The sequence below is a fragment of the Maricaulis sp. genome (genome assembly GCF_030149425.1).
Taxonomy (GTDB): domain Bacteria; phylum Pseudomonadota; class Alphaproteobacteria; order Caulobacterales; family Maricaulaceae; genus Maricaulis.
Map to the genome: position 1 here is coordinate 73,848 of NZ_JASBRQ010000038.1, position 21,849 is coordinate 95,696.

Sequence of the window (21,849 nt, forward strand, 5' to 3'; positions counted from 1 at the left end):
TAGTCTGCTCGTCTTGGGAAGGATGAGCATATGGCCGGACGTGCGGCTCGAGATCTCACACAGGGGCCGGTCTTCGGTCATATCCTGCGCATGCTTGTGCCGATGAGTTTCGGCATTCTGGCCATGATGCTGGTCGGCATTGTCGATACCTATTGGGTCGGCACGCTCGGCACGGCGCAGCAGGCTGCCGTACAGATGAGTTTTCCGGTTACCATGCTGGTGATGAGTGTCTCCATCGGGCTCGGTGCGGGCGCGGTGTCCGCGGTGTCCAGGGCAGCAGGCCGCAAGGATGGAACGTCCATTCCGCGCATGGCGACTGATGCGCTGACCCTATCCTTTATTGCGGTGGGATCGGTCTCATTGCTGGGCATTGTGTTTGTCGAGGACATGTTCCGGGCGCTTGGCGCCAGTGATACGATGATGCCGCATGTCGTGTCCTACATGACCGTCTGGTTTGCCGGCATTGTGCTGATCGTGGGCCCGATGGTGGCCAGCAATATTCTGCGGGCCCTGGGCAACGCCATCATTCCCAGCCTGATGATGATCGCTGCCGCCGTGGTCAATCTGATCCTCGACCCGATCTTTATTCTCGACGATGTCTTTGGCTGGTTTCCTGGCCTAGGCTGGGGCGTGTCCGGGGCAGCCCTGGCAACCGTCGCCGCCAATGGTGTGACCTTCGTCATGGTTGGCGCTTACATGGTGTTCAAGGAAAAGCTGATCGATTTTTCCTGGCCCGGTTTCGGCGAAGTCTGGCACCACTGGGCCGATATCGCCCGCGTCGGAATTCCGGCCTGTATCTCCAATATCTTCAACCCGTTTGCGATGACTGTCGCCATGAGTGGCCTGGCCATGGCCAAATTCGGTGACGCCGCCGTCGGTGGTCTGGGGGTTGCTGGCCGGATCGAGGCCTTTGCCATTGTGCCGCTATTCGCGCTGTCGGCCTCGATCGGTGCGGTGACGGGCCAGAATGGCGGTGCCGGCGATCTCGCCCGGGTCCGTGAAGCCTTCCGCTCCAGCTTCTTGTTTGCGGCCGGCTGGAGCTTCGCCATGGCGGTTCTGCTCTGGCTTTGCGCGCCCTTGCTGGCTGCCGCTTTCCTGCCCTCGGAAGAGGGGCGCTCCGTTGCCATCGACTACTGGCACATCGTGCCGCTGACCGTTGCCGGCTATGGCATCACCATCGCCGCGAGCGCCGGTTTCAACGGGCTCGGTCGTCCGGGACATGGCATGGTGATCACCGCCGGCCGGGCGCTCGGTCTGATGGTGCCGGCTGTCATTATCGGCGCCATGGTCGTGGGCGCGCCGATGGGAGTGATCCTGGGCATAGCCGCGGCCAATCTCATCTCCGGCCTGGTCACGGTGATTTTTGTGCTGAGCAAAGCACCGATGACGGCCAAGCATGGCAAGACGCGCCGGGCGAGTTCGCCCGCCGCCGAGGAAGAGCCGGCTTAACGACGGATCAGCACCCCACCGAGCTCCGGCTTGCCGTTGAGCGAAGGGTGGGGGTAGGCGGTGAAATCCGCATCTGCGGGCCAGATCCAGCGCTCTTGCGGAAACAGCTCATGCATGGCCTCGATCGAGCAGCCATAGGGTGGGCCACCGCGCTCCTCTTTCTGCATGAACAGCGCAAGGAGTGCACCGCCCGGCCTGAGCCAGTCATGGACCGCTTGCTCGTATTCGCCGCGCAATCGAGGCGGGATGGCGCACAGGAAGGTTTGCTCATAGATCGCGTCAAACGGTTCGGCCGGTCGCCATTGCAAAATATCGGCAACGATAAGCTCTGCGGTAACGCCCGACGCTGCCAGCGCTTCGCCCTGCCAGGCGATCGCGGTCTGCGACAGGTCGGCGGCAACCACCTGCATCGGCAAGGCGGCAAACTCGACGACTTCGGGAGATCGGCCACAGCCCGGGATCATGACCCGCTCGCCGGGCTTCAGCTGCCCGCCGTCGATCCAGTCGCGCGCGGCAGGGTGCAGGCTGGCGCGTTCCCACGGGGTGGTGTCGTCCCGGAAGCGCTGTTCCCAGTCCATGGCGGATCGTTCATTGTCTGCACTCATGTGTTTCTCCCCTTTGTCTCAGGGATAGGCGTGCAGTCCGTGCCGAGCAATATGCGCGATCAGGCCGCGCGGGCCATGCGGCACAGATCGACGATACCGAGCGGTCGGCAAGGCATAGGTGCCCCGGCTTCGGGCAATAGTCCCGGCCCGGCGAGGTAGCGTACACCGCAGGCCGTGGCCTGTTTGAGTGTCTTGAGATCGCGGACATCATCGAGAAGCGTGGTCGCATAGCGATCACGCGCGGCCCGGACAACAGCATTGAGAGCCGTAGTGTCCTGGTCGAGCATGCCCTCGGTCTCCGCATTGGCCGGTTTCAGCGCCTTGCTCGCGAACTGGGCGATGTCGACCTCCTGGAAGGCCGCGAAATCATGATCGCCGAAACGGCGTTCCACCAGAATTTGATAACCCAGCGATTGCAGGGGCTCGGCGGCTTGGGCGGTTTCAGCCGCGCTCAGATCAGCGCTTTCCAGCCGCAACCAGAACGCCTTGCGGATGGGTTCGGGCAGGGCGCTCAGGCATTCCAGCACCGTATCGCGGGCGCTTGGGTCGAGCAGGGTGGTTTCATGCAGCGAGATCACCATCGACACTTTGCGCTTTTTCCGCATGGCGAGGGTGAAGCTCTGTACCGCTTGACGGGCGGCGGTCAGATCCAGCGTCAAGTGATCTGTGTCGGCCATCTGGGTCTGCAGGGCGCGGCGGCCGTCAAGCCAGCGGCCTTCGACCTCAACCTTCGCAATACAGATATTGGCGGCAACCGATTGCGACTGTCCGTCCCAGACCGGCAGGAAGGTGGTCTTGTGGCCCGGAGCGACAGGCTCCGGCTTGCGATCCGGCGGCGGGATCTTGCGCGCGGGCTGATCCGGTTCGCTCTTGCGCACGCTGGCCGGGCGTGCCGGCGGTGCGGATTTCTTGGCGGGAGCCGCCAATGAAACCAGCTCTTCCGGGCTGACCTCCAGTGCGTTGGCGACCAGTTTCAGATTCGGCAGGTCGGGCGATCCCAGGAAAAACTCGATCAATGCCTCGCGGATTTCCGCAATGTCTTCCTTTGGGTCGTCAATTTCCTCGGCGAAGACAATGAGAAAGCCGTCAGCGCAGGCCAGGGTGACATGCTTGGCGGCGAGGCGTTTCTGGATGAAATGCGTGGCAGTATCGACGACGCGCTGGCGCATTTTTGGCCAGTCCTCGCCGGCAGCGGCCTTGATTTCATCGACATTGAGCATCTGAAACTGCCCGATATCGACCTTGGTCTTGCCGGCCAGTGCCGCCTTGAGCACCGTTTTGATATCCACGCCCATCGGTTTCCCGTCTCTTATTCCCCAACTCGATGAAGACCTAATCACGGCAGGGTTAAGATCGGATAACGATGGCGGCGAAGGCCTTGCTTCTGAAAAAAAGCCATGGCATCACCCGCGCCCCGGCCCGGGAACGGGCGGTCACATGCGGATGTGGCGGAACTGGTAGACGCGCCAGATTTAGGTTCTGGTGCCGAGAGGCGTGGGGGTTCGAGTCCCTCCATCCGCACCAATTTTTCGATCTCACGGCAGATCGCTTTGCGAACGCCTCTGATGTCGCCGGCTGGCCATCCGACCTGCAATCGCACCTGCGCACCCCGAGGGGGGCGTAGAACACGCACTCAAGCAGGCGAAAGGGCGCACTTTTTCACCCCATCTGCCTCCCAACCGCTCCACAGCGTTGCACACCGTGAATCGGCGTGACATAACGCGCGCTCGAATTTCAATGCGGCATGTCCGCACCAGTCAGAACACCAAGGTCCAACCCATGAACGTCATCGAGAAAGCATCCGAAGGCTTGAGCCGCACTTTCGAAGTCGTGTTTGCCGCCGACGATCTGCAAGCTCGCCTGGATGCGAAAATCGAAGAAATCCGTCCCGAAGTGCGCCTCAAGGGCTTCCGCCCGGGCAAGGTGCCGTCCACGCACATCCGCAAGATGTTCGGTGAGTCGATCATGGGCGACCTGCTCAATGAGCTGGTGCCGGAAACGACCCAGAAGGCTCTGGACGAGCGCAATATCCGTCCGGCGTCCCAGCCGGAAATCGAGGTCAAGTCCGAGGCCAAGGACATCGCCAAGGGCGGTTCCGATTTCACCTTTGAAATCCGCCTGGAAGTCATGCCGGACTTCGAGCCCGCCGATCCGGCTGGCCTGAAGCTCGAGCGCCCGGTCGCCGAGGTTGAAGACGCCCAGCTTGATACCGCGCTGATGGACCTGGCTGAAAAGAACCGCACCTATTCCGCCAAGAAGGGCGGCAAGAACGCCAAGGCAGCGGAAGGCGATGTCGTGGTCATCGACTTCGTCGGCAAAATTGACGGCGAGGCTTTTGAAGGCGGGTCGGCAGAAGACAGCCGCGTCGCTATCGGCGACGGCGCTTTCATCCCGGGCTTTGAAGAACAGCTGGTCGGTGCCAAGACCGGTGAAGAGCGCGAGCTCAACGTCACTTTCCCGGAAAACTACCAGGCTGCCCAGCTGGCCGGTAAGGACGCTGTGTTCGAGGTCACCGTCAAAGCGGTTGAGAGCCCGGATGAGCCGTCTGTCGATGATGAGCTGGCCAAGCGTTTCGGTCTTGAAGGCCTCGACACGCTGAAGGAAACGCTCACCAAGAACCTCGCCAGCGAGCATACCCAGCAGTCGCGCCTCAAGGTGAAGCGCGCCGTTCTTGACGAGCTGGACACGCTGCACAGCTTCGACCTGCCGCCGAAAATGGTGGAAGCGGAGTTTGAGAATATCTGGCGCGAAGTTTCCCATGCGATCGAGCACGGTCACCTGGAAGACGAAGACAAGGAAAAGCCGGAAGACCAGCTCAAGTCCGAGTATCGCGAGATCGCTGAGCGTCGTGTGCGCCTGGGCCTCGTGCTGGCTGAGATTGGCCGCCGCAACAATGTCGATGTCAGCCAGGAAGAGCTGTCCCGCGCCATCAACCAGGAAGCCATGCGCTATCCGGGTCAGGAACGCCAGGTCGTCGAGTTCTATCAGAAGAACCCGGGTGCTGTCGCTCAGCTGCGCGCCCCGATCTATGAGGAAAAAGTCGTCGACTACATCCTCGAGCTTGCTGACGTGACCGACGTCACCGTCTCGCGCGAAGCTCTCTTCGCCGACGATGACGACGAGGCAGCTGCCAAGCCGAAGAAGAAGCCGGCCGCCAAAAAGAAGGCTCCGGCCAAGAAGGCAGCCGAGAAGAAGGCCCCGGCCAAGAAAGCTCCGGCTAAAAAGGCAGCGGCCAAGAAGGACGACGACACGGCTGAGAAAAAAGCTCCGGCCAAGAAGAAGGCTCCGGCCAAGAAAAAGCCGGCCGCTAAAAAAGCCGACTGACGTTCAGTCCTGAATTGAAACATCAAGCGCCGGCGCCTATCTAGGGGCCGGCGTTTTGATTCCGGGTGCATGAAGGGTTTACGACAGCTGTAAGCCGTGCCTTGCCACTCATCGCGACCACCGCGATAGTTCTTTCAACGCCTAGACCACGACTCGCGCCGTCCGGCAGCGAGCACCCAAGGAGCATATGATGAGAGATCCTCAGGAAACGATGATGGAATTGCCGATCTATGTCGTCGAGCAGACCGGACGCGGCGAACGGGCGGTCGACATCTACTCCCGCATGCTCGGCGAGCGGATCATCTTCCTTACCGGCCCCGTCGAAGACTATATGGCGCGTTCCATTGTGGCGCAGCTGCTCTTCCTGGAAGCGGAAAACCCGAAAAAAGAAATCTCCATGTACATCAATTCGCCGGGCGGTGTCGTCACGGCCGGCATGGCGATCTATGACACGATGCAATACATCTCCTGTCCGGTGTCGACGATCTGTATCGGCATGGCCGCGTCGATGGGGTCGCTGCTGCTGACGGCGGGCGAACCGGGTCAGCGTTTCGCAACCCCGAATGCGCGCATCATGGTGCACCAGCCCTCCGGTGGTTTCCGTGGCCAGGCGTCTGATATCGAGCGTCACGCCAAGGATATCATCGAGACCAAGCGACGCCTGAACGAGGTCTATGTCCACCATACGGGCCGCAAGTACGAAGAGATTGAAACTGCGCTCGACCGCGACAATTTCATGTCCTCAGAGGCGGCGAAAGAGTTCGGCCTGATCGATCAGGTCATTGATAAACACCGGTCTGCGGATGAGAAATCCGCCGACTAGACCCGGCTGTGGCGCGGATCGTGCTTGATCCGCACTGCAACACTATGGTCGAATGTTCGCGGATGGAAACCTTTCGCTAAAGTTCGACCGCGATCTTGCACGGGTCGAACATATAAGCGGGTGACTGCCGGACCGGGGGAGGTCCTAAAGGGGCTCGCGGTTGAATTGGAGCGGATATGAGTAAGACGACCAGCGGCGGCGAAGGCGAGAGCAAGAACACGCTTTACTGTTCTTTCTGCGGCAAGAGCCAGCACGAGGTCCGCAAACTGATTGCGGGACCGACCGTCTTCATCTGCGACGAATGCGTCGAGCTGTGTATGGATATCATCCGCGAGGAGAGCAAATCCTCGCTGGTGAAATCCAAGGGCTCGGTCCCGGCGCCGCAGGAAATCTTCGATATCCTGAATGATTATGTCATCGGCCAGGGTCACGCCAAGCGCGTGCTCGCGGTTGCCGTGCATAACCATTACAAGCGCCTCAACCACTCTTCGCAGAATTCCGATGTTGAGCTGGCCAAGTCCAACATCCTGCTCATCGGCCCGACCGGTTGCGGTAAGACGCTGCTGGCCCAGACGCTGGCGCGAATCCTCGATGTGCCCTTCACCATGGCCGATGCGACGACCCTGACCGAGGCCGGCTATGTCGGTGAGGATGTCGAGAATATCGTGCTTAAACTGCTGCAGGCCGCTGACTACAATGTCGAGCGGGCCCAGCGCGGTATCGTCTATATCGATGAGATCGACAAGATTTCGCGCAAGTCGGACAATCCGTCCATTACACGGGACGTGTCGGGTGAGGGCGTGCAGCAGGCGCTGCTGAAAATCATGGAAGGCACGGTTGCCGCGGTGCCGCCGCAGGGTGGCCGCAAGCATCCGCAGCAGGAATTCCTGCAGGTCGACACGACCAATATCCTGTTTGTCGTGGGTGGTGCCTTTGCCGGTCTCGACAAGGTGATTTCCAAGCGTGGCAAGGGCGCCGCGATCGGTTTTGGTGCCGATGTGCGTGAAGTCGATGAACGCCGTACGGGTGAAATCCTGCGCGATGTCGAGCCGGATGATCTCAACCGTTTCGGTCTGATCCCGGAATTCATCGGCCGTCTGCCTGTTATCGCCACCCTGGAAGATCTCGACGAAGATGCGCTGATCAAGATTCTGACCGAGCCGAAGAATGCGCTCGTGAAGCAGTATCAGCGTCTGTTCGAGATGGAAGGCGTTGGCCTGACCTTCACCGAGGATGCGCTCAAAGCCGTGGCCAAGCGTGCCATTGAACGCAAGACCGGTGCGCGGGGTCTGCGCTCGATCATGGAGGGTATTCTGCTCGAAACCATGTTCGACCTGCCGAGCCTGGAAGGCGTCGAAGAGATTGTCGTCAACGCCGAAGTCGTTGAGGGCAATGCCAAACCGCTGCACATCTATGCAGAACGCAAGGACGATCAGGCCGAGGGGGCTTGAACTCGGCCCGTCCCGCTTCCACCTGTTAGGGTGAACGGCAGTCCCAAACTGTCATAGTTTACGAACGCAGCCAGCCTTCGAATCGCGCCATCCTGCCTGTCAGTGCTGGCGCGTTCGAACCGGTCGGTGCGATAGGAGAAATTATGTCCACGACCAAGACGCTTCCGCTCTTGCCTCTGCGCGATATCGTCGTTTTCCCGCACATGATCGTGCCGCTCTTTGTCGGCCGCGAGAAGTCGGTGAAGGCGCTGGAAGAGGTGATGAAGGCGGACAAGCAGATCCTGCTTGCGACGCAGAAGAATGCTTCTGACGATGAGCCGCAGCCGGACGATATTCACACCACCGGCGTCATCGCCTCGGTTCTGCAATTGCTGAAACTGCCGGACGGCACGGTCAAGGTGCTGGTCGAGGGCGGAACCCGGGTCCAGATCACCGGCTATGTCGAGAACGAGGTCTACTACCAGGCGGCTTGCGAGCCGGTCGGGGATGACAGCGCGGATGACAGCGAACACGAAGCGCTGATGCGTTCGGTCGCTGCCAAGTTCGACGATTACGTCAAGCTCAACAAGAAAGTCCCGCCGGAAGCCCTAGCCTCACTCGAACAGATCACCGAGCCGGGCAAGCTGGCCGACACGATCGCGGCCCATCTCGCGGTCAAAATTGATGAGAAACAGTCGCTCTTGGAAGAGGGCGATGTGGCCCGGCGTCTTGAGCGCGTGCTCGGCCTGATGGAAGGCGAGATCGGCGTTCTCCAGGTCGAGAAAAAGATCCGCTCGCGCGTAAAGCGTCAGATGGAGAAGACCCAGCGGGAATATTATCTCAACGAGCAGATGAAGGCGATCCAGCGCGAACTGGGTGAGGGCGATGATGGCCGCGAGGAACTCGCCGAGCTGGAACAGCGCCTGGCTGAAGCCAAATTGTCCAAGGAAGCACGCACCAAGGCCGAGGCGGAGTTCAAGAAACTGCGCCAGATGAGCCCGATGTCGGCAGAGGCCACGGTCGTGCGCAATTATCTCGACTGGATCCTGGCGCTGCCCTGGGGCAAGCGCAAACGCCTCAAGAATGATCTCAAGCGCGCTGAAGACACGCTGGAATCGGATCATTATGGCCTCGACAAGGTCAAGGAGCGCATCCTCGAGCATCTTGCTGTGCAGGCCCGTACGCGCAAGCTGAAGGGGCCGATCCTGTGCCTTGTTGGTCCTCCGGGCGTCGGCAAGACTTCGCTGGGTCGCTCCATCGCCAAGGCGACGGGCCGTGATTTCGTGCGCATGTCGCTGGGCGGCGTTCGCGACGAGGCTGAGATCCGCGGTCACCGCCGGACATATATCGGCTCTATGCCGGGCCGTATTATCCAGTCGATGAAGAAGACCAATTCGGCCAATCCGCTCTTCCTGCTCGACGAGATCGACAAGCTGGGCGCCGATTATCGCGGCGACCCGGCCTCGGCCCTCCTGGAAGTACTGGATCCGGAACAGAACGGTACGTTCAACGATCACTATCTCGAGGTCGATTACGATCTGTCTGACATCATGTTCGTCACCACGGCGAACACGCTCAACCTGCCGCAGCCGCTTCTCGACCGGATGGAGATCATCCGTATCGCCGGCTATACGGAAGACGAGAAGGTCGAGATCGCCAAGCGTCACCTGATCCCCAAGCAGATGAAAAATCATTCGCTCAATGATGGGGAGTGGCAGCTGAGTGAAGACGGTCTGCGCGATCTGATCCGCTATTACACCCGCGAAGCCGGGGTGCGGAGCCTGGAGCGTGAAGTCGCCAATCTGGCGCGCAAATCCGTGCGCAAGATTGAAAGCGGCGAGCAGACCCAGATCGAGATCACGCCTGATAATCTCAAGGACTTCGCCGGTATCCGCAAATTCCGCTTCGGCGAAACCGAGAGTGCTGACCAAGTCGGTGTGGTCACGGGCCTCGCCTGGACCGAAGTTGGCGGCGATCTTCTGACCATTGAAGCCGTGCGCATGCCGGGCAAGGGTCAGATGAAGGTCACCGGCAATCTGCGCGATGTGATGAAGGAGTCGATTTCTGCGGCGAATTCCTTCGTGCAGTCGCGGGCCCCGTCCCTGGGCGTCAAGCCGACGGTCTTCCGCGCCACCGACATCCACGTCCACGTGCCCGAAGGGGCGACGCCGAAAGATGGGCCCTCGGCCGGTATCGGCATGATGACGGCGATCGTCTCGGTGCTGACCGGCGTGCCGGTGCGCAAGGATATCGCCATGACCGGCGAGATCACCCTGCGCGGCCGCGTGCTACCGATCGGTGGCCTGAAGGAAAAGCTCCTGGCGGCCCTGCGCGGTGGTGTGAAAACCGTGCTGATCCCCAAGGAAAACGAGAAGGATCTCGAGGAAATTCCGGATAATGTGAAGGAAGGCCTGGAGATCGTTCCGGTGGAAACTGCCGATGAAGTTCTCACCCGTGCCTTGACCGAGCCGGTTGAGCCGGTTGAATGGACCGAAGCGGACGAGGCCGCCCTGGCGGCTCTCGGCACACCGGGTAGCGATGCGGCGGGGACTCCCGTCGCCCACTAGGAGCAGATCATATGAGTGGCGAGGATGATGAGCTGATGCTTCGCTACTCATTCCAGCTGGGCGGGCAGGGTGATTTTACCCCGCCGGCCGAGCCGGGCTCTGCGACAGACGATCCCGCCATAGAATTCCTCTGCGATCCCGCGCTGGAGGGCCGGCTTCCGGCTCCGGCGCGGGCGTCGCGTTTCATGCCGGACTGGTTCAAGTCTCTGGACCGGGAAATGGGCATGCGGGATGCCAACGGGCTTGCCGGATTGACGGTCAAGGCTTGCCTGCCGGTGACCGATGCCTTCACTCTTGGCTGGATCATCCCGCTTCCGGTGACGGTACAGCTGAGTGTCCCGGAGGACCGCGTCAACATCCAGGCGCAATGGCCGATGGATGCGCCGTTCCAGCCGCTGGAGCAACACCATCCCGGCCAGATCGGCGCCCCGAACCCGCCGTTTGAACGCACCATGCCGCTGAAATGGATGAACCCGTGGCGGATCCGCGTTCCGGAAGGCTATTCGGTCCTGTTCACGCAGCCTTTCAACCAGTTCCAGCTTCCTTTTACCTGTTTCACCGGCCTGGTCGATTGCGACCAATTCCTGCCGGCGGTGAATTTTCCCTTCGCCTGGACCGGTGCGCCCGGTGAGCACACCCTGCCGGCAGGCCTGCCGATGATCCAGGCCATCCCTGTTCCCCGCGCCGGGTTGATCAAGCAGGACCGGGTCCGGCCGGCCAGTGCAGATGAATGGGCTGCCCAGTCCGCCGCGCACGAGCGTAAACACACCGAGGAATCGGTCTACCGGCGCGAATGGCGCGAGCGCAAATAGTGCGGCGGATTAATCTGCCTGTGTTAACCATGAGGGGATTGACGGGGCCGCAAACCACCGCCAAGCTCAAATCATGACTTATCGCACGTATTATTTCTTCGGTTATTTTAGCAACGCATCCCTTGGGGAGCGGTGACCGGTTACGTGCGACAAGCAGCAAGTTTCCAGGACCTCCCCAGACCGGGGAGGTCCTTTTCTTTTGGGGTAAGAGAATGACCGAGACACAGAACCGCGACGAAATCCGCGCAGCGATTTCCGAGCTCGACCGCGCCTTGATCGATACTATCGCCAAGCGCGCCGATCTGGTCGAACAAATCCTTGAGGCCAAGGCGCAGCAGGGCCTGCCGGTCCGCGACCGCGAGCGTGAGAAGGCCGTGCTCAACGAGGCGATCGAGCGCGGCAAGGCCCAGGGTGTCGAGCCGGACCTGATCGAAACCCTGTTCAAATCCCTGTTCGAAAGCTCGATCCAGCGCCAGCGCACGCGCTTCGACAGCCTGCGCGATGAGGAATTGCACGAGGCCAATGTCGCCTATCTTGGCGGGCCGGGCAGCTATAGCCATATTGCGGCCCAGCGTATTTTCGAGCGTCGCAATGCCAGCGTCGTTCCGGCGCCGAAACGGGATTTCATCTCGGTTTTCCGGTCGGTTGAGAGCGGCGAGGTGGATTTCGGCGTGGTCCCGATCGAGAACACCACGACCGGCTCGATCAGCGAAGTCTATGATCTTCTGCTCGGCGGGCGCTGCAATATCGTCGGCGAATTCCTGCTGCGTGTGGATCATTGCCTGATCGGCCGCTCAAGCGGTCTGGGCCGGGTCACTCGCGTCTATGGTCACCCGCAGGCGCTGGCCCAGTCGCGCGGCTGGCTCGCTTCGCACCCGGAAATCGAAACCCATATGGCAGCCAGCTCGACCCGCGCCCTGGAGCGCCTGCTCGAGGATGACGACACGGCTGGTGTCATTGCCGGCGCCGATGCGGCGCGTCTGTTCGGTTTCGATGTGCTGGAACAGGGTGTCGGTGATCACGAGCAGAATATCACCCGCTTTATCGTCATCGCGCGAGAAAGCCGCAATCCAACGCGCGAAGTGGAATGCAAGACCTCGCTCATGTTTACCACACGCGACACGCCTGGTGCCCTGGTTGACGCCCTGACAGGCTTCCGCGATAGCGGCATCAACCTGGTCAAGCTGGAAAGCCGTCCCATCCCGGGCAATCTCTGGGAAGAGCGTTTCATCATGGATGTGGAGGGGCATATCGAGGATCAGGCCGTGCGTGACGCCCTGAAAGTCCTCGAATCCCACACCCGGGAAATCCGCCAGCTGGGCTGCTACGTCGCCGATGCGATCGACGCGGTGAGCGCCGCGGAGTAAAGGTCAAAGCTCCCGAAGCAGAATAAGGCCGGCCTCGTGGGGCCGGCCTTTGTCTTGGGTGTGGGATGCTCCGGCTATTCCTGTGCGACATATTCCGACAATAGCTTTTCCTGTTTGGCGCGTTCGACCTTGGAGGAAAACTGTTCATTGATGCGGACTTCCTGGAGGGTCTTCACCAGCGTGATCAGCGATCCGGAGAGGAAGAGAATGCCCATGCCGACATAGCCCTTGGTCGACAGATCGACCGGCATCAGCAGCAGCGAGAGCGACAGCATGCCCAGGGCAATGGCGACACAGGCGTAATTGAAGCCGATCCAGAGTTTTGATTGTCCGAGCATGACTAGCTCTCCTGTTTGATGTCACTGCGGATGCGTTCGAGCACGTCTTCCGCCTGGGTCTTGCTCGGTGAGCCGCATCCGGCGTTGGCGAGACGGTCAAGCAGGTCCTCACCGCTGAGCTCGGCATTGAGCTCATCCATTATGTCGAGCTCGTCGAGAGGGTCGGGCTGGTCTAGGAAACGGGTGAGCACATTCTCTGCCTCGACCATGGCGGCCATGCCCCCGAAATTGCCATTGATCTCGGCGTGGCTGACACGTTCGGCCGAAATTGATTTGACGGTTATCAGGCCTTGTTTGAGGTCGATGAGGCGGGCCTGTCCGGTATCAATCATGTGCCGCAGGCGCTGGATCGACATCTCGGTCCGGTCGCGTGCCTTGCGCCGCGCATTGTCCTCATTTTCCAGCCTTGCAAGCATATGCGCGGCTTCGCGGGCCAGTTCGTCGAGCTCGGCCTTCAGGGCTTTTTCGACCCGGTCCTCGAGGTCTTCACGGCGGGAGGTGAGGGCTTGGAGCTGACGTTCCTCGCCGCGCGACTTAAGGATCAGGCTGGCGAGGGCGCGCTTGGCCCGGCCGTGCGAGGCTTCCGCCTCACGGATTTTCTGTTCCAGAATCACGACCGCATGACGGTTTTCGAGCTGATCCCGTGTCCGCGAGGCTTCTCCGCGGACTATGGTCATAAGGGTTGAGAACATCGCTGCCTCCTTTTATGAACAATGTTCGAAAACGACCATGGTCGAGAATGATATTCACGCAAGAGGAAAATGAACATCGTTCATTAAATGGGTGAAGTGGCATGAGTGATGAAACCCGCGGGCTCGGCAGAAAACGGGGTCGGCCGGGGCTGGCCGAGCACACCGAGGCGCAGATCCTGAAGAGTGCGCGCGCATTGCTGGCTGAGAAAGGGGCGGGGGCATTGCGTGTTCGTGAGCTGGCGCAAAGGGCCGGCATCGCAACCGGGTCGCTCTATAAATTCTTTCCTGACCTCGATGCGCTGATCGGCGCGGTCAATCTGCAGACCTATCGTGAGCTGACGCAATATGTGGAGGCCGCCAAGCGCGATCACTCTGGGGGGGCTTGCCAGCAACGCCTGATGCTGTTGGCCACCGCCTATCTGGGTTTTGTGCGCGAGAATGCGGCCCTGTGGTCTGCCTTGCTGGATTACAATCGTGGCCGCTCGGAACGGCCGGAGGCCTTTGTGGACGCCGAGGACGCACTCTTTGCCTTGGTCGAGGAGGAGCTCTCAAGGCTCCCCGAATTGAGTGTGGAGACCCGGCCGGCCCTGGCCCGTGCACTTTGGGCCAGTGTCCACGGCATCGTCGTGCAGACCCTGCCCAACAGCCTGAAACCCGATCCGATGGCCGACACACTTGCGCAGATCGAGCTGATTATTGGCGCGGTCGCCCGTGATTATAGCTGATGTGCGATCAATATTTGCTGCATCGGAGCTTGCCCCCGACGGTCAAGCTGCATTAGAACGCCCCTCCGGACTGAATGGGCGGTTAGCTCAGTTGGGAGAGCATCTCGTTTACACCGAGAGGGTCGGGGGTTCGAGCCCCTCACCGCCCACCATTCCCCGGAACATCCAGAACGCTAGACCAATCCCGGCCCGGGCCCTGAGAAATTGCTCAGCCCGGGTAGAGCGAGGTTGAGCTCGCTTTCGCTGAGACCGAACCAGCGGCCGAGCGGGGCAGCGAATTGTTCCACCGATGTGGTCGGGATCAGGCGGCCATTGCCGATCTCCTGCTCATGGCCGAGCCCGTATTGCGGCATTTCACCATAGATGCGACGGCCATTGACGGCGCCGCCGATGACGAATTGATGCGCCCCCCAGCCATGATCGGTGCCATCGCCATTGATCGACAGCGTGCGGCCGAAATCAGAGGCCGTGAACAAAGTGACGTCATTGCTGGCGCCGATTTCCGCCATGGCGGCTGTGAAGGCCGTGATCGCGGCATCGAGACGGCCTTGCAGGCCCGGCATGTCGGTCGCTTGGGCGGAGTGGGTATCAAATCCACCGGTGGCGGCGAAATAGACCTGGCGCGAGGCTCCGAGGACGCCACGCAGCGAGATCGATTCAGCGATCGCGCGCAGCTGGTCGCCGAGAAAGCCGCGCGGGAATTCCGTGGTGATCGGTGCGACCTGATCGCGCGCTTCGGCATATTGCGCATTACTGTCGAGTGCCCGGCGCATGGCATTGGTGACGTCACGCTCGAACAGATTGGTCGCGGTCACGCCCTGATTACGGAAATGCTGCTCCAGAAGGGCGCGGGCTTCATCCTGGGGCACGCCGAAGAATGGCGGGTATTGCAGGGCAAGAAGCTGCGGCGGCCCATCCGGTGAGAGCTGGTATTGCTGCGCCTGCTCGCCCGACAGCCAGACCGTATTGCCCTGGGCGCTCATCGCGGTGAACAACGGGTTGTTATTGGCATTTGAGGCCAGGGCCAGGTCGGCAAAGCGTCCGCCCCAGCCAAATTGAGCCCCTTCCGGAGCCGAAGCCATCCAGGTCGATTGCTGGTCATTATGGGAGAAAAGCTGACGCGGCAGGCGCGCCGTATCCGCCTCGATCGCCGTGCGGTTCGTCGGCTCCAGCAGCGGTCCGACATTGGCCATGATGGCTGCATTGCCACTCTCGAAGGCCGCATGCAGGCCTGGCATTTCCGGTGGCAGGGCGAACTCGCGCCCGCCGAGATCAGCCGCATTATCCGGGTTGAGCCGGAGCAGGGTCGAGGGATCGCGCGCGGCGCCATTGCTCGCATACTGGTTCAAGAGCGATGGGCGAATATCGGCAAAAGCGCTGTAGGACGCGCTGTCATAGGGCAGGACCGCATCATAGCTATCCATCCCGCCGAACAGGAAGAGACAGACGATCGCCTTGTAGCCCGTGGTGTTGGCGGCAAGAGCCGGCATGCTCATCAGGCTGGAGCCCAGCCCGGTGGTGCCGATCATGCCCATGGCGCCAGCGCGCGCGAGGAAGTGTCTGCGAGACAGTGACATGGTTTTTCTCCCTAGCGCAGGACTGTGTATTCAGGGGCGGTGAGGATCATCAACACGCCGATCTGGACGCGACCGAGGCGGCCTTCATCGGGCGCCTGATCATCAATCGGAACACCGGCGATAATCTCGCGCATGCGGTCCCGGGTTGCGGTCGACAAAGTCCCGTAGGTGAAGACCGCATCGAGCCGGTCAAGCAAGGCGTCCGGGTCGTCGGCAATCGCCATCTCGGCGGTGTAATCGGGGTGGAAGCCCAGGGTCTCGGTGCGATTATCCCCCCAGGTGTTGTCGGTAATGAAGGCGCTCATGAAATTGGCAAAGCCGATCACGCTCGCTTCATTGACAATCTGCAGCTCCGGGGCGGTTAGCCCGGCGGCCCCGGTTTCGGTTCCCGGCGCGACATAGCCGGGGCGATAGAAGTTGAAGACAGACGGGGCGCGGAACGGATGCTGGCCGAGCGAGCCGGAACTCGACGTGTCCCAGAGATAGTCTTCGCGCCAGGCCTGGGTCCCGTCAATGCCGAAGGCGCGGGCCCAATGGGTGAAGCGCAGCACCGGCTCGCGCACCTTGCCCCAATCATTGGGGGCCGTGTCCGGCGCTTGCCGGGCTTCGCTATCCATCAGGATGGCGGCCAGGGTCGCGGCGAGATCGCCGCGCTGACCTTCGCCGATCACAGTCCCGTCCGGCAGGGTGTAGCTGCCATTGGCGAACACAGTCGCGACGCGCTGGATATAGGCCGGTGAGGGATGGCTGGTGGTGAAGCGCTGGATCAGTTGCCGGCTGATAAAGGGCGGCAGGTTGGGATGATTGAACAGAGTGTCGAGCGCTGTATCGATACTGGTTCGCGCCCGTGTTCCCGCCGGGATGGTGGTGCCGAGGAAGCTCTTTTCCAGATCCGAATGGAAAAACTCGAACACTTCAAGCGGCGTATAGGTGGCATCCGCTACGGAGTCGTCCGGCCAGAAATTCTCACCGTTCAGGCCCAGCCCGGTAAAGACGCGGGCCAGCCCCGTTACATCGGTATTGTCATAGGTTTCGATCGGGCGGCCATTGCCATCCATCACCACGCTGCCATCCATGCGCAGCTCGACCAAGCCGATGGTGAAGAGTTGCATGATCTCCCGGGCGTAGTTCTCATCGGGAACACGGCCGGTCTCCATGTCGCCCTTGGCGTTGTAGAGATAGGTCAGATAGGCCGCCATGGCCGGAGAATAGGTGACGTCCTCGAGCAGGTCGCGATAATTGCCGAAGGCGTTGCGCGAGAGGATGTCCATGTAATGCGCTGAGGTCAGGGGAAGTCCGGACAGGACCGAGGTTTGTCCCTCTGAAATCACCAGGATTTGCGACAGGGCGAACACCATGCGTTGGCGCAATTGGTCCTCGCCGCTGATGATGGCGCCCCAATAACTGTCCGAGGCGGCCCGGAAGCTCTCGAAATCATTGGCGACACCGTCTGCCAGCAAGGCATCGACATGCAGTGTGGGCGCCGCGGCGAACTGGTCGCGCAGCCAGAGCGATTGCGAGCTGTAGGCAAGATCTTCGGCCTCTGTATAGGTTGGACCGAAGGTGGCCTGATTGAGGAATTTCGACGCTTCCAGAATGGCTTGCCGGGTGACCGGCTGCGGTGTCGGGGTGGGCGGTTGAGGCGGAGCCGGCGGCGCATTAGTGCCGCCATCGCTCGTGCCGCCACCTCCGCCACCGCAGGCCGCAAGGCTAAGCGTCAGTGCCAGGACGGCGGTTTTCAGGATTGGACCCAGTCTGGATTGCGGCATGGCGGCTCTCTCAAAACGCGCGCGCACAGCCTGCTGGCCCCACCCGCGACACTCTTCACACCATCAGGTACGACGGATTGTGGCAATTTCCGTCGCGATTGTGGCGCTAAGGTGAAGCGGTCTTAATTTTCTTGGGTGGAATTTGAGCGGGATTTAATCCGAATTATTGCCGTCGATCACCTCAAGCAGATTGGAGGTGTCGGCGGGATCGAACACATGGATGCGAGCGCGCGGCGCGAACCGCTGCAGGGCGTCGCGGGTTTCCTCAATCGGCACCGGGGTTTCGCCCCAGGGGTTGAGAATAATGCTGGCGCGGCCGTCAAGAACACGCAGCGCCGTCAAAGTATGCGAAATCGTCCCAAGATAGCCGCCGGCGACGAGCACGGGATGGGCATCGAGTTCCCGGATCAGGTCGAGATTGAGCCCGTCTTCAGCAATCGGTGACATCACCCCGCCGGCGCCCTCAATGATGGTCGGACGGTCGCGGGCGATCGCATCGAGACACCAGTCAATGATGGCTTCAAGGCGCAGGCTCACCCCGCTGCGCCGCGCCGCCATGTCCGGTGACAGGGCCGGCTTGAAGCGCCAGGGTGTAATGGCGTCAATGGTCTCGATCGACAGATCCTGCCCGTTGGCCAGCAATAAGCGGACTGTGTCCGTTCCTTCCAGGGCGGCCGCGTCAAAGCCTGAAAGAACCGGCTTGAGCACTTTGGCGGCCTGACCGCGCGCGCGCTGCGCTTCAAGCAGGGCGCACAAGACGTGGGTTTTGCCGATATCGGTACCGGTGGCGGTGAAGAAAATCGGACGATTGCTCATGAAACGGCCTCCAGCGCATTCAGCATGGGCGCGACCTGGTCAGCCAGCGCATCGACATCGGATTCGCTGTGCGCGGCAGAAAAGGTAATGCGCAGGCGCGCGGTGCCCCGCGGCACGGTAGGCGGGCGGATCGCGGTGACCAGGAATCCGGCCTCCTGCAGGGCAGTCGAGGCTGCAAGGGCGTCGGCTTCTTCGCCAATGATAACCGGGACGATGGGAGATGCCGGTTCCGGCAAGCCGCAAGCCCGGGCGAAACGCCGGGCCAAAACGGTCGGACGGGCGCAGCGCTCCTGGTCCGCTTCGATCAGCTCAAGCGCCTTGAGTGCGCCAGCAATGGCGGACGGGGGCAGGGCGGTGGTGAAGACGAGTGGACGTGCCCGTGTCCGCAACAATTCACAAACATTGCGGCTCGCGCAGAGATAACCGCCATAACTGCCCAGGGCCTTGGACAGCGTGCCCATCTGCAAAGCGGCCCTCGAGGGCGGGGTGAAAGCGTGGGCGGTGCCTTGGCCGTCGCCGGTGACGCCCAGCCCGTGGGCATCATCAACCAGCAGCCAGGCATCGAACTGCTCCGCCAGTCGGTTCAGCTGCGGCAGGGGGGCGATGTCGCCATCCATCGAGAACACGCCATCAGTGAGGATCAGAGTATGGCGGGCAGTCGTGCGATGTTTGGCCAGCTTGGCCTCGAGATCGGTCATATCGTTATGGCGGAAAACCAGGGTTTCGGCGCCGGAGAGCTTGGCGCCGGAATGCAGACAGGCATGGGCCAGCTCGTCGATCAGGATGAGGTCGCCCGGCCCTGCCAGAGCCGGTGTAATCGCAAGATTGGCGAGATAGCCGGAGCCGAACACGATACAATCCTCGCTGCCCTTAACGGCGGCGAGGCGGGCTTCCAGCTCAAACAGAAGCGGGTGACCGCCGCTGACCAGGCGCGACGCGCCGGAGCCGGCGCCATAGCGCTCTGTCGCCGCTTGTGCTGCGGCAATCACCGCCGGGTCATGCGCCATGCCCAGATAGTCGTTCGAGCAGAAATTCGTCAGCAGGCGACCATCGCGTACGGTCTTCATGCTGGGCTGGTTGTCGGAGACGACGAGACGGCGGCGAAGGTGGCGACGCTCCAGGCCTTCCAGCTTGCGCGCTGCAAATTGCTCCAGCGAGGGTGTGTTTGAGCTCATACAAGCCCTGTCGCATATACCGGGCGCCTGCTAAAGCCCGCCAATGGCCCAAAATACACACGACTATCCGTTCGACCCGGCAGAGCACCATGTCTGGCGCCCCTATACCCAGATGAAGACCACCCCGGCGGGATTGCCGGTTGAGAGTGCGCAGGGGGTTCGTATTCGGTTAGCGGATGGGCGCGAGCTGATTGACGGGGTCTCGTCTTGGTGGACTGTGTGCCATGGCTATCGCCATCCGCATATCATCAACGCGGTCAAGGACCAGCTCGATCAGGTGCCGCACGTCATGCTGGGCGGGCTGACGCATCAGCCGGCAGAGCGCCTGGCCAAGCGGCTGGCCGGATTGGCGCCGGACGATCTCAATCACGTATTCTTTTGCGAGTCGGGTTCGGTCTCCGTCGAGATCGCCATGAAGATCGCGATGCAGTCCTGGATCAATCGCGGTGTCCAGGGGCGCACCCAATTCCTCGCATTCAAGGGCGGCTATCATGGTGACACGCTGGCCACGATGTCGGTGTGTGACCCGGAAGAGGGCATGCACACGCTGTTCGCCGGCGGCCTGCAGCGTCAGATCATTGCGGACCTGCCGGTCGATGATGCCGCCACTGCGGCGTTGGACCGGTTGATGGCGGACAAGGTGTCGAGTTTGGCTGGCGTTGTCACCGAGCCTTTGGTGCAAGGGGCTGGCGGCATGCGGTTTCACAGCCCGGAGACGCTGCAGCGCTTGCGGGCTCTGTGTGACAAGCACGGCTTGCCGCTGATCCTTGATGAGATCATGACCGGGTTTGGCCGGCTGGGAACGATGTTTGCCTGCGAGAAAGCGGGCGTTGTGCCGGATATCATGACGGTTTCCAAAGCCTTGACCGGGGGAACCCTGCCATTGGCCGCGGCCATTGCATCGAGCCGGCTGTTCAATGCCTTCTGGTCGGACGAGGCCGGCGCGGCCCTGATGCATGGGCCGACCTATATGGGCAATCCGGCGGCCTGCGCCGCGGCAAATGCCTCGCTCGACCTGTTTGAACAGGAACCGCGGCTGCAACAGGTTGCCGCCATTGAGACCGAATTCGGTCGGCTTTTGCCGCTCGCACGGGGCATTCCCGGTGTTGTTGATGTGCGCTGGCAGGGCGCAATCGGTGTGATCGAGGTGCAGTCTCTGCCCGATCTCGACGCCCTCAAGGCAGAGTTCGTGCAGGCTGGTCTGTGGGTCCGCCCCTTCGGCAATATCATCTATCTGATGCCGCCCTATATCATCGATGCCGCCGACCTGGAGACCTTGATCATGTCCACGATTGACGTCACCCGTCGCTGGGCCAGCCAGCACTTCAGCGCGTAGTTAATTTCGGAAAATTGAAAATAACCTTGCGCGCGACCATAATTCCATTATATTGGAAATATGGAAAAGACGACCGCGATCCAGGCACTGAGTGCCCTGGCACATGACCGCCGGCTTGACGTGTTCCGCCTGCTTGTGGCGGCCGAGGCACCAGACCCGGACAAGGCCGGCCTGACGCCGAGTGAAATCGCGGCGCATCTGAGCCTGCCGGCTCCAACCTTGTCCTTTTATCTCAAGGAACTCTCCCAGGCCGGACTAGTCGAAGGGGAGAGAAACGGGCGCTCCATCCGGTATCGCGCCAAGCTCGACACGCTGCGCGGACTTGCAGCCTTCCTGCTGGAGGATTGCTGTCGCGGCCTGCCAGCGCAGACCGGGGTTCAGCCCCTCAACACCGCACAGGAGATCCCATCATGAAACGCCTCCATGTCAGCTTCAATGTCACCGACCTTGAGCGCTCCATCGCCTTCTACGAGAACCTGTTCGGCGCCCCGCCAAGTCTGGTCCGTGAGGGCTATGCCAAATGGCTGCTGGATGATCCGCGGATGAATTTTGTCATCGAAGCCAATGCGGATAAGCCCGGCTTCACCCATGCCGGCATCCAGACCGAAAGCGCGGATGAGTTGGGCGAGGTTTTCGACCGCATGAAGCAGGCCGAGGCGCCGTACCTGCCGGAGGGCGTAACAACGTGTTGCTATGCCAAATCGGAAAAGAGCTGGACCATGGATCCCGACGGCGTCGCTTGGGAGGCCTTCCACACCCGGCATCAGACAGAGGCCTATGGGCACTCGCCGGATATCCTTGCAGAGCAGGCAGAATAGGGGGTTATCTGCAATCCATCTGCAGAAGACCTGCATTGCGTGCGTTTAGCCGCTTGACCCACCGCGGCCACGCGCATAAACAACGCACCTCGCTTCGGCGAGCACCATTGCGGGTGTAGCTCAGTTGGTTAGAGCGCCGGCCTGTCACGCCGGAGGTCGCGGGTTCGAGTCCCGTCACTCGCGCCACTTTTTTCCAGACAATCTGTTGAACTTGAAAGTGGTGCGT

19 protein-coding genes and 3 tRNA genes are annotated in these 21,849 nt (G+C 61.3%); 14 read left to right on the forward strand and 8 right to left on the reverse strand.

Annotation, left to right across the window (positions count from 1 at the left end):
* Window positions 1-30: 30 nt before the first annotated feature.
* A complete protein-coding gene (locus Q1V57_RS06050; protein WP_300528649.1) occupies window positions 31-1,449 on the forward strand; it encodes an MATE family efflux transporter in 1,419 nt (472 codons plus the stop codon).
* On the opposite strand, the gene Q1V57_RS06055 is transcribed toward Q1V57_RS06050, so the two are convergent.
* Both Q1V57_RS06055 and Q1V57_RS06060 read right to left on the reverse strand, forming a co-directional pair.
* On the reverse strand, window positions 1,446-2,054 hold the full coding sequence (locus Q1V57_RS06055) for a methyltransferase domain-containing protein (RefSeq protein ID WP_300528651.1): 609 nt from the start codon (window positions 2,052-2,054) through the stop codon (window positions 1,446-1,448). The two genes, Q1V57_RS06050 and Q1V57_RS06055, sit on opposite strands and share 4 nt — an antisense overlap.
* Window positions 2,055-2,113: 59 nt before the next feature.
* Window positions 2,114-3,343, reverse strand: a complete 1,230-nt coding sequence (locus tag Q1V57_RS06060) for a hypothetical protein (RefSeq protein ID WP_300528654.1) — start codon at window positions 3,341-3,343, stop codon at window positions 2,114-2,116.
* Between the two features lie 150 nt (window positions 3,344-3,493).
* Between Q1V57_RS06060 and Q1V57_RS06065 the strand changes: the two genes are divergently transcribed.
* The 7 genes from Q1V57_RS06065 to pheA all read left to right on the forward strand — a co-directional run bounded on the left by Q1V57_RS06065 (window position 3,494) and on the right by pheA (window position 12,377).
* Window positions 3,494-3,578: transfer RNA gene (locus Q1V57_RS06065), tRNA-Leu, on the forward strand.
* 255 nt (window positions 3,579-3,833) lie between these two features.
* Complete coding sequence (tig, locus tag Q1V57_RS06070) at window positions 3,834-5,378, forward strand: trigger factor (RefSeq protein ID WP_366145091.1); 1,545 nt, start codon at window positions 3,834-3,836, stop codon at window positions 5,376-5,378.
* A 187-nt stretch (window positions 5,379-5,565) separates the two neighbouring features.
* Complete coding sequence (locus Q1V57_RS06075; protein WP_366145090.1) at window positions 5,566-6,201, forward strand: ATP-dependent Clp protease proteolytic subunit; 636 nt, start codon at window positions 5,566-5,568, stop codon at window positions 6,199-6,201.
* Window positions 6,202-6,377: 176 nt separating this feature from the next.
* The gene (gene clpX, locus Q1V57_RS06080) at window positions 6,378-7,652 is read left to right on the forward strand and encodes an ATP-dependent Clp protease ATP-binding subunit ClpX (protein ID WP_300528657.1); all 1,275 of its coding nucleotides are present in this window, start codon (window positions 6,378-6,380) and stop codon (window positions 7,650-7,652) included.
* Window positions 7,653-7,795: 143 nt separating this feature from the next.
* The gene (lon, locus tag Q1V57_RS06085) at window positions 7,796-10,198 is read left to right on the forward strand and encodes an endopeptidase La (protein ID WP_300528659.1); all 2,403 of its coding nucleotides are present in this window, start codon (window positions 7,796-7,798) and stop codon (window positions 10,196-10,198) included.
* Window positions 10,199-10,209: 11 nt separating this feature from the next.
* On the forward strand, window positions 10,210-11,010 hold the full coding sequence (locus Q1V57_RS06090; RefSeq protein WP_300528662.1) for a hypothetical protein: 801 nt from the start codon (window positions 10,210-10,212) through the stop codon (window positions 11,008-11,010).
* A 212-nt stretch (window positions 11,011-11,222) separates the two neighbouring features.
* A complete protein-coding gene (gene pheA, locus Q1V57_RS06095; protein WP_300528665.1) occupies window positions 11,223-12,377 on the forward strand; it encodes a prephenate dehydratase in 1,155 nt (384 codons plus the stop codon).
* Window positions 12,378-12,451: 74 nt separating this feature from the next.
* On the opposite strand, the gene Q1V57_RS06100 is transcribed toward pheA, so the two are convergent.
* Both Q1V57_RS06100 and Q1V57_RS06105 read right to left on the reverse strand, forming a co-directional pair.
* Window positions 12,452-12,715 (reverse strand): YiaA/YiaB family inner membrane protein, encoded by a 264-nt coding sequence (locus tag Q1V57_RS06100; protein WP_300528667.1) that lies wholly within the window; start codon window positions 12,713-12,715, stop codon window positions 12,452-12,454.
* A gap of 2 nt (window positions 12,716-12,717) precedes the next feature.
* Window positions 12,718-13,407, reverse strand: coding sequence for a PspA/IM30 family protein (locus tag Q1V57_RS06105; RefSeq protein WP_300528669.1), 690 nt, complete (start codon window positions 13,405-13,407; stop codon window positions 12,718-12,720).
* A 101-nt stretch (window positions 13,408-13,508) separates the two neighbouring features.
* Between Q1V57_RS06105 and Q1V57_RS06110 the strand changes: the two genes are divergently transcribed.
* Together Q1V57_RS06110 and Q1V57_RS06115 are read left to right on the forward strand one after the other, a co-directional pair.
* The gene (locus tag Q1V57_RS06110; RefSeq protein ID WP_300528671.1) at window positions 13,509-14,132 is read left to right on the forward strand and encodes a TetR/AcrR family transcriptional regulator; all 624 of its coding nucleotides are present in this window, start codon (window positions 13,509-13,511) and stop codon (window positions 14,130-14,132) included.
* Between the two features lie 76 nt (window positions 14,133-14,208).
* Window positions 14,209-14,284: transfer RNA gene (locus Q1V57_RS06115), tRNA-Val, on the forward strand.
* A gap of 21 nt (window positions 14,285-14,305) precedes the next feature.
* Here the strand turns inward: Q1V57_RS06115 and Q1V57_RS06120 are convergent.
* The 4 genes from Q1V57_RS06120 to bioF form a co-directional block, all read right to left on the reverse strand.
* Window positions 14,306-15,709, reverse strand: a complete 1,404-nt coding sequence (locus tag Q1V57_RS06120) for a DUF1501 domain-containing protein (protein WP_300528673.1) — start codon at window positions 15,707-15,709, stop codon at window positions 14,306-14,308.
* A gap of 11 nt (window positions 15,710-15,720) precedes the next feature.
* Complete coding sequence (locus tag Q1V57_RS06125; protein ID WP_300528675.1) at window positions 15,721-17,478, reverse strand: DUF1800 domain-containing protein; 1,758 nt, start codon at window positions 17,476-17,478, stop codon at window positions 15,721-15,723.
* A 153-nt stretch (window positions 17,479-17,631) separates the two neighbouring features.
* Window positions 17,632-18,294, reverse strand: a complete 663-nt coding sequence (bioD, locus tag Q1V57_RS06130; protein WP_300528676.1) for a dethiobiotin synthase — start codon at window positions 18,292-18,294, stop codon at window positions 17,632-17,634.
* Window positions 18,291-19,469, reverse strand: coding sequence for an 8-amino-7-oxononanoate synthase (gene bioF / locus Q1V57_RS06135; protein WP_300528678.1), 1,179 nt, complete (start codon window positions 19,467-19,469; stop codon window positions 18,291-18,293). The genes bioD and bioF overlap by 4 nt, the downstream gene beginning before the upstream one ends.
* A 43-nt stretch (window positions 19,470-19,512) precedes the next feature.
* Between bioF and Q1V57_RS06140 the strand changes: the two genes are divergently transcribed.
* The 4 genes from Q1V57_RS06140 (at window position 19,513) to Q1V57_RS06155 (ending at window position 21,809) form a co-directional block, all read left to right on the forward strand.
* Window positions 19,513-20,805: an adenosylmethionine--8-amino-7-oxononanoate transaminase gene (locus tag Q1V57_RS06140; protein WP_300528681.1), complete on the forward strand. Its 1,293-nt coding sequence runs from the start codon at window positions 19,513-19,515 to the stop codon at window positions 20,803-20,805.
* A gap of 60 nt (window positions 20,806-20,865) precedes the next feature.
* Window positions 20,866-21,219, forward strand: a complete 354-nt coding sequence (locus Q1V57_RS06145; RefSeq protein ID WP_300528683.1) for a metalloregulator ArsR/SmtB family transcription factor — start codon at window positions 20,866-20,868, stop codon at window positions 21,217-21,219.
* Window positions 21,216-21,623: an ArsI/CadI family heavy metal resistance metalloenzyme gene (locus Q1V57_RS06150; RefSeq protein ID WP_300528686.1), complete on the forward strand. Its 408-nt coding sequence runs from the start codon at window positions 21,216-21,218 to the stop codon at window positions 21,621-21,623. Before Q1V57_RS06145 ends, Q1V57_RS06150 begins: the two co-directional genes overlap by 4 nt.
* A 109-nt stretch (window positions 21,624-21,732) precedes the next feature.
* A tRNA-Asp gene (locus Q1V57_RS06155) sits at window positions 21,733-21,809 on the forward strand.
* The last annotated feature ends 40 nt before the right edge of the window (window positions 21,810-21,849 follow it).

What these genes read in the sequence shown, in the direction of transcription:
- Q1V57_RS06100 (WP_300528667.1), bottom strand. Translation starts at nt 12,715, where the DNA reads ATGCTCGGACAATCAAAACTCTGGATCGGCTTCAATTACGCCTGTGTC.
- bioF (WP_300528678.1), bottom strand. Translation starts at nt 19,469, where the DNA reads ATGAGCTCAAACACACCCTCGCTGGAGCAATTTGCAGCGCGCAAGCTG.
- lon (WP_300528659.1), top strand. Translation starts at nt 7,796, where the DNA reads ATGTCCACGACCAAGACGCTTCCGCTCTTGCCTCTGCGCGATATCGTC.
- Q1V57_RS06110 (WP_300528671.1), top strand. Translation starts at nt 13,509, where the DNA reads ATGAGTGATGAAACCCGCGGGCTCGGCAGAAAACGGGGTCGGCCGGGG.
- Q1V57_RS06145 (WP_300528683.1), top strand. Translation starts at nt 20,866, where the DNA reads ATGGAAAAGACGACCGCGATCCAGGCACTGAGTGCCCTGGCACATGAC.
- Q1V57_RS06150 (WP_300528686.1), top strand. Translation starts at nt 21,216, where the DNA reads ATGAAACGCCTCCATGTCAGCTTCAATGTCACCGACCTTGAGCGCTCC.
- pheA (WP_300528665.1), top strand. Translation starts at nt 11,223, where the DNA reads ATGACCGAGACACAGAACCGCGACGAAATCCGCGCAGCGATTTCCGAG.
- bioD (WP_300528676.1), bottom strand. Translation starts at nt 18,294, where the DNA reads ATGAGCAATCGTCCGATTTTCTTCACCGCCACCGGTACCGATATCGGC.
- Q1V57_RS06050 (WP_300528649.1), top strand. Translation starts at nt 31, where the DNA reads ATGGCCGGACGTGCGGCTCGAGATCTCACACAGGGGCCGGTCTTCGGT.
- Q1V57_RS06055 (WP_300528651.1), bottom strand. Translation starts at nt 2,054, where the DNA reads ATGAGTGCAGACAATGAACGATCCGCCATGGACTGGGAACAGCGCTTC.
- Q1V57_RS06090 (WP_300528662.1), top strand. Translation starts at nt 10,210, where the DNA reads ATGAGTGGCGAGGATGATGAGCTGATGCTTCGCTACTCATTCCAGCTG.
- tig (WP_366145091.1), top strand. Translation starts at nt 3,834, where the DNA reads ATGAACGTCATCGAGAAAGCATCCGAAGGCTTGAGCCGCACTTTCGAA.
- clpX (WP_300528657.1), top strand. Translation starts at nt 6,378, where the DNA reads ATGAGTAAGACGACCAGCGGCGGCGAAGGCGAGAGCAAGAACACGCTT.
- Q1V57_RS06105 (WP_300528669.1), bottom strand. Translation starts at nt 13,407, where the DNA reads ATGTTCTCAACCCTTATGACCATAGTCCGCGGAGAAGCCTCGCGGACA.
- Q1V57_RS06125 (WP_300528675.1), bottom strand. Translation starts at nt 17,478, where the DNA reads ATGCCGCAATCCAGACTGGGTCCAATCCTGAAAACCGCCGTCCTGGCA.
- Q1V57_RS06120 (WP_300528673.1), bottom strand. Translation starts at nt 15,709, where the DNA reads ATGTCACTGTCTCGCAGACACTTCCTCGCGCGCGCTGGCGCCATGGGC.
- Q1V57_RS06140 (WP_300528681.1), top strand. Translation starts at nt 19,513, where the DNA reads ATGGCCCAAAATACACACGACTATCCGTTCGACCCGGCAGAGCACCAT.
- Q1V57_RS06075 (WP_366145090.1), top strand. Translation starts at nt 5,566, where the DNA reads ATGATGAGAGATCCTCAGGAAACGATGATGGAATTGCCGATCTATGTC.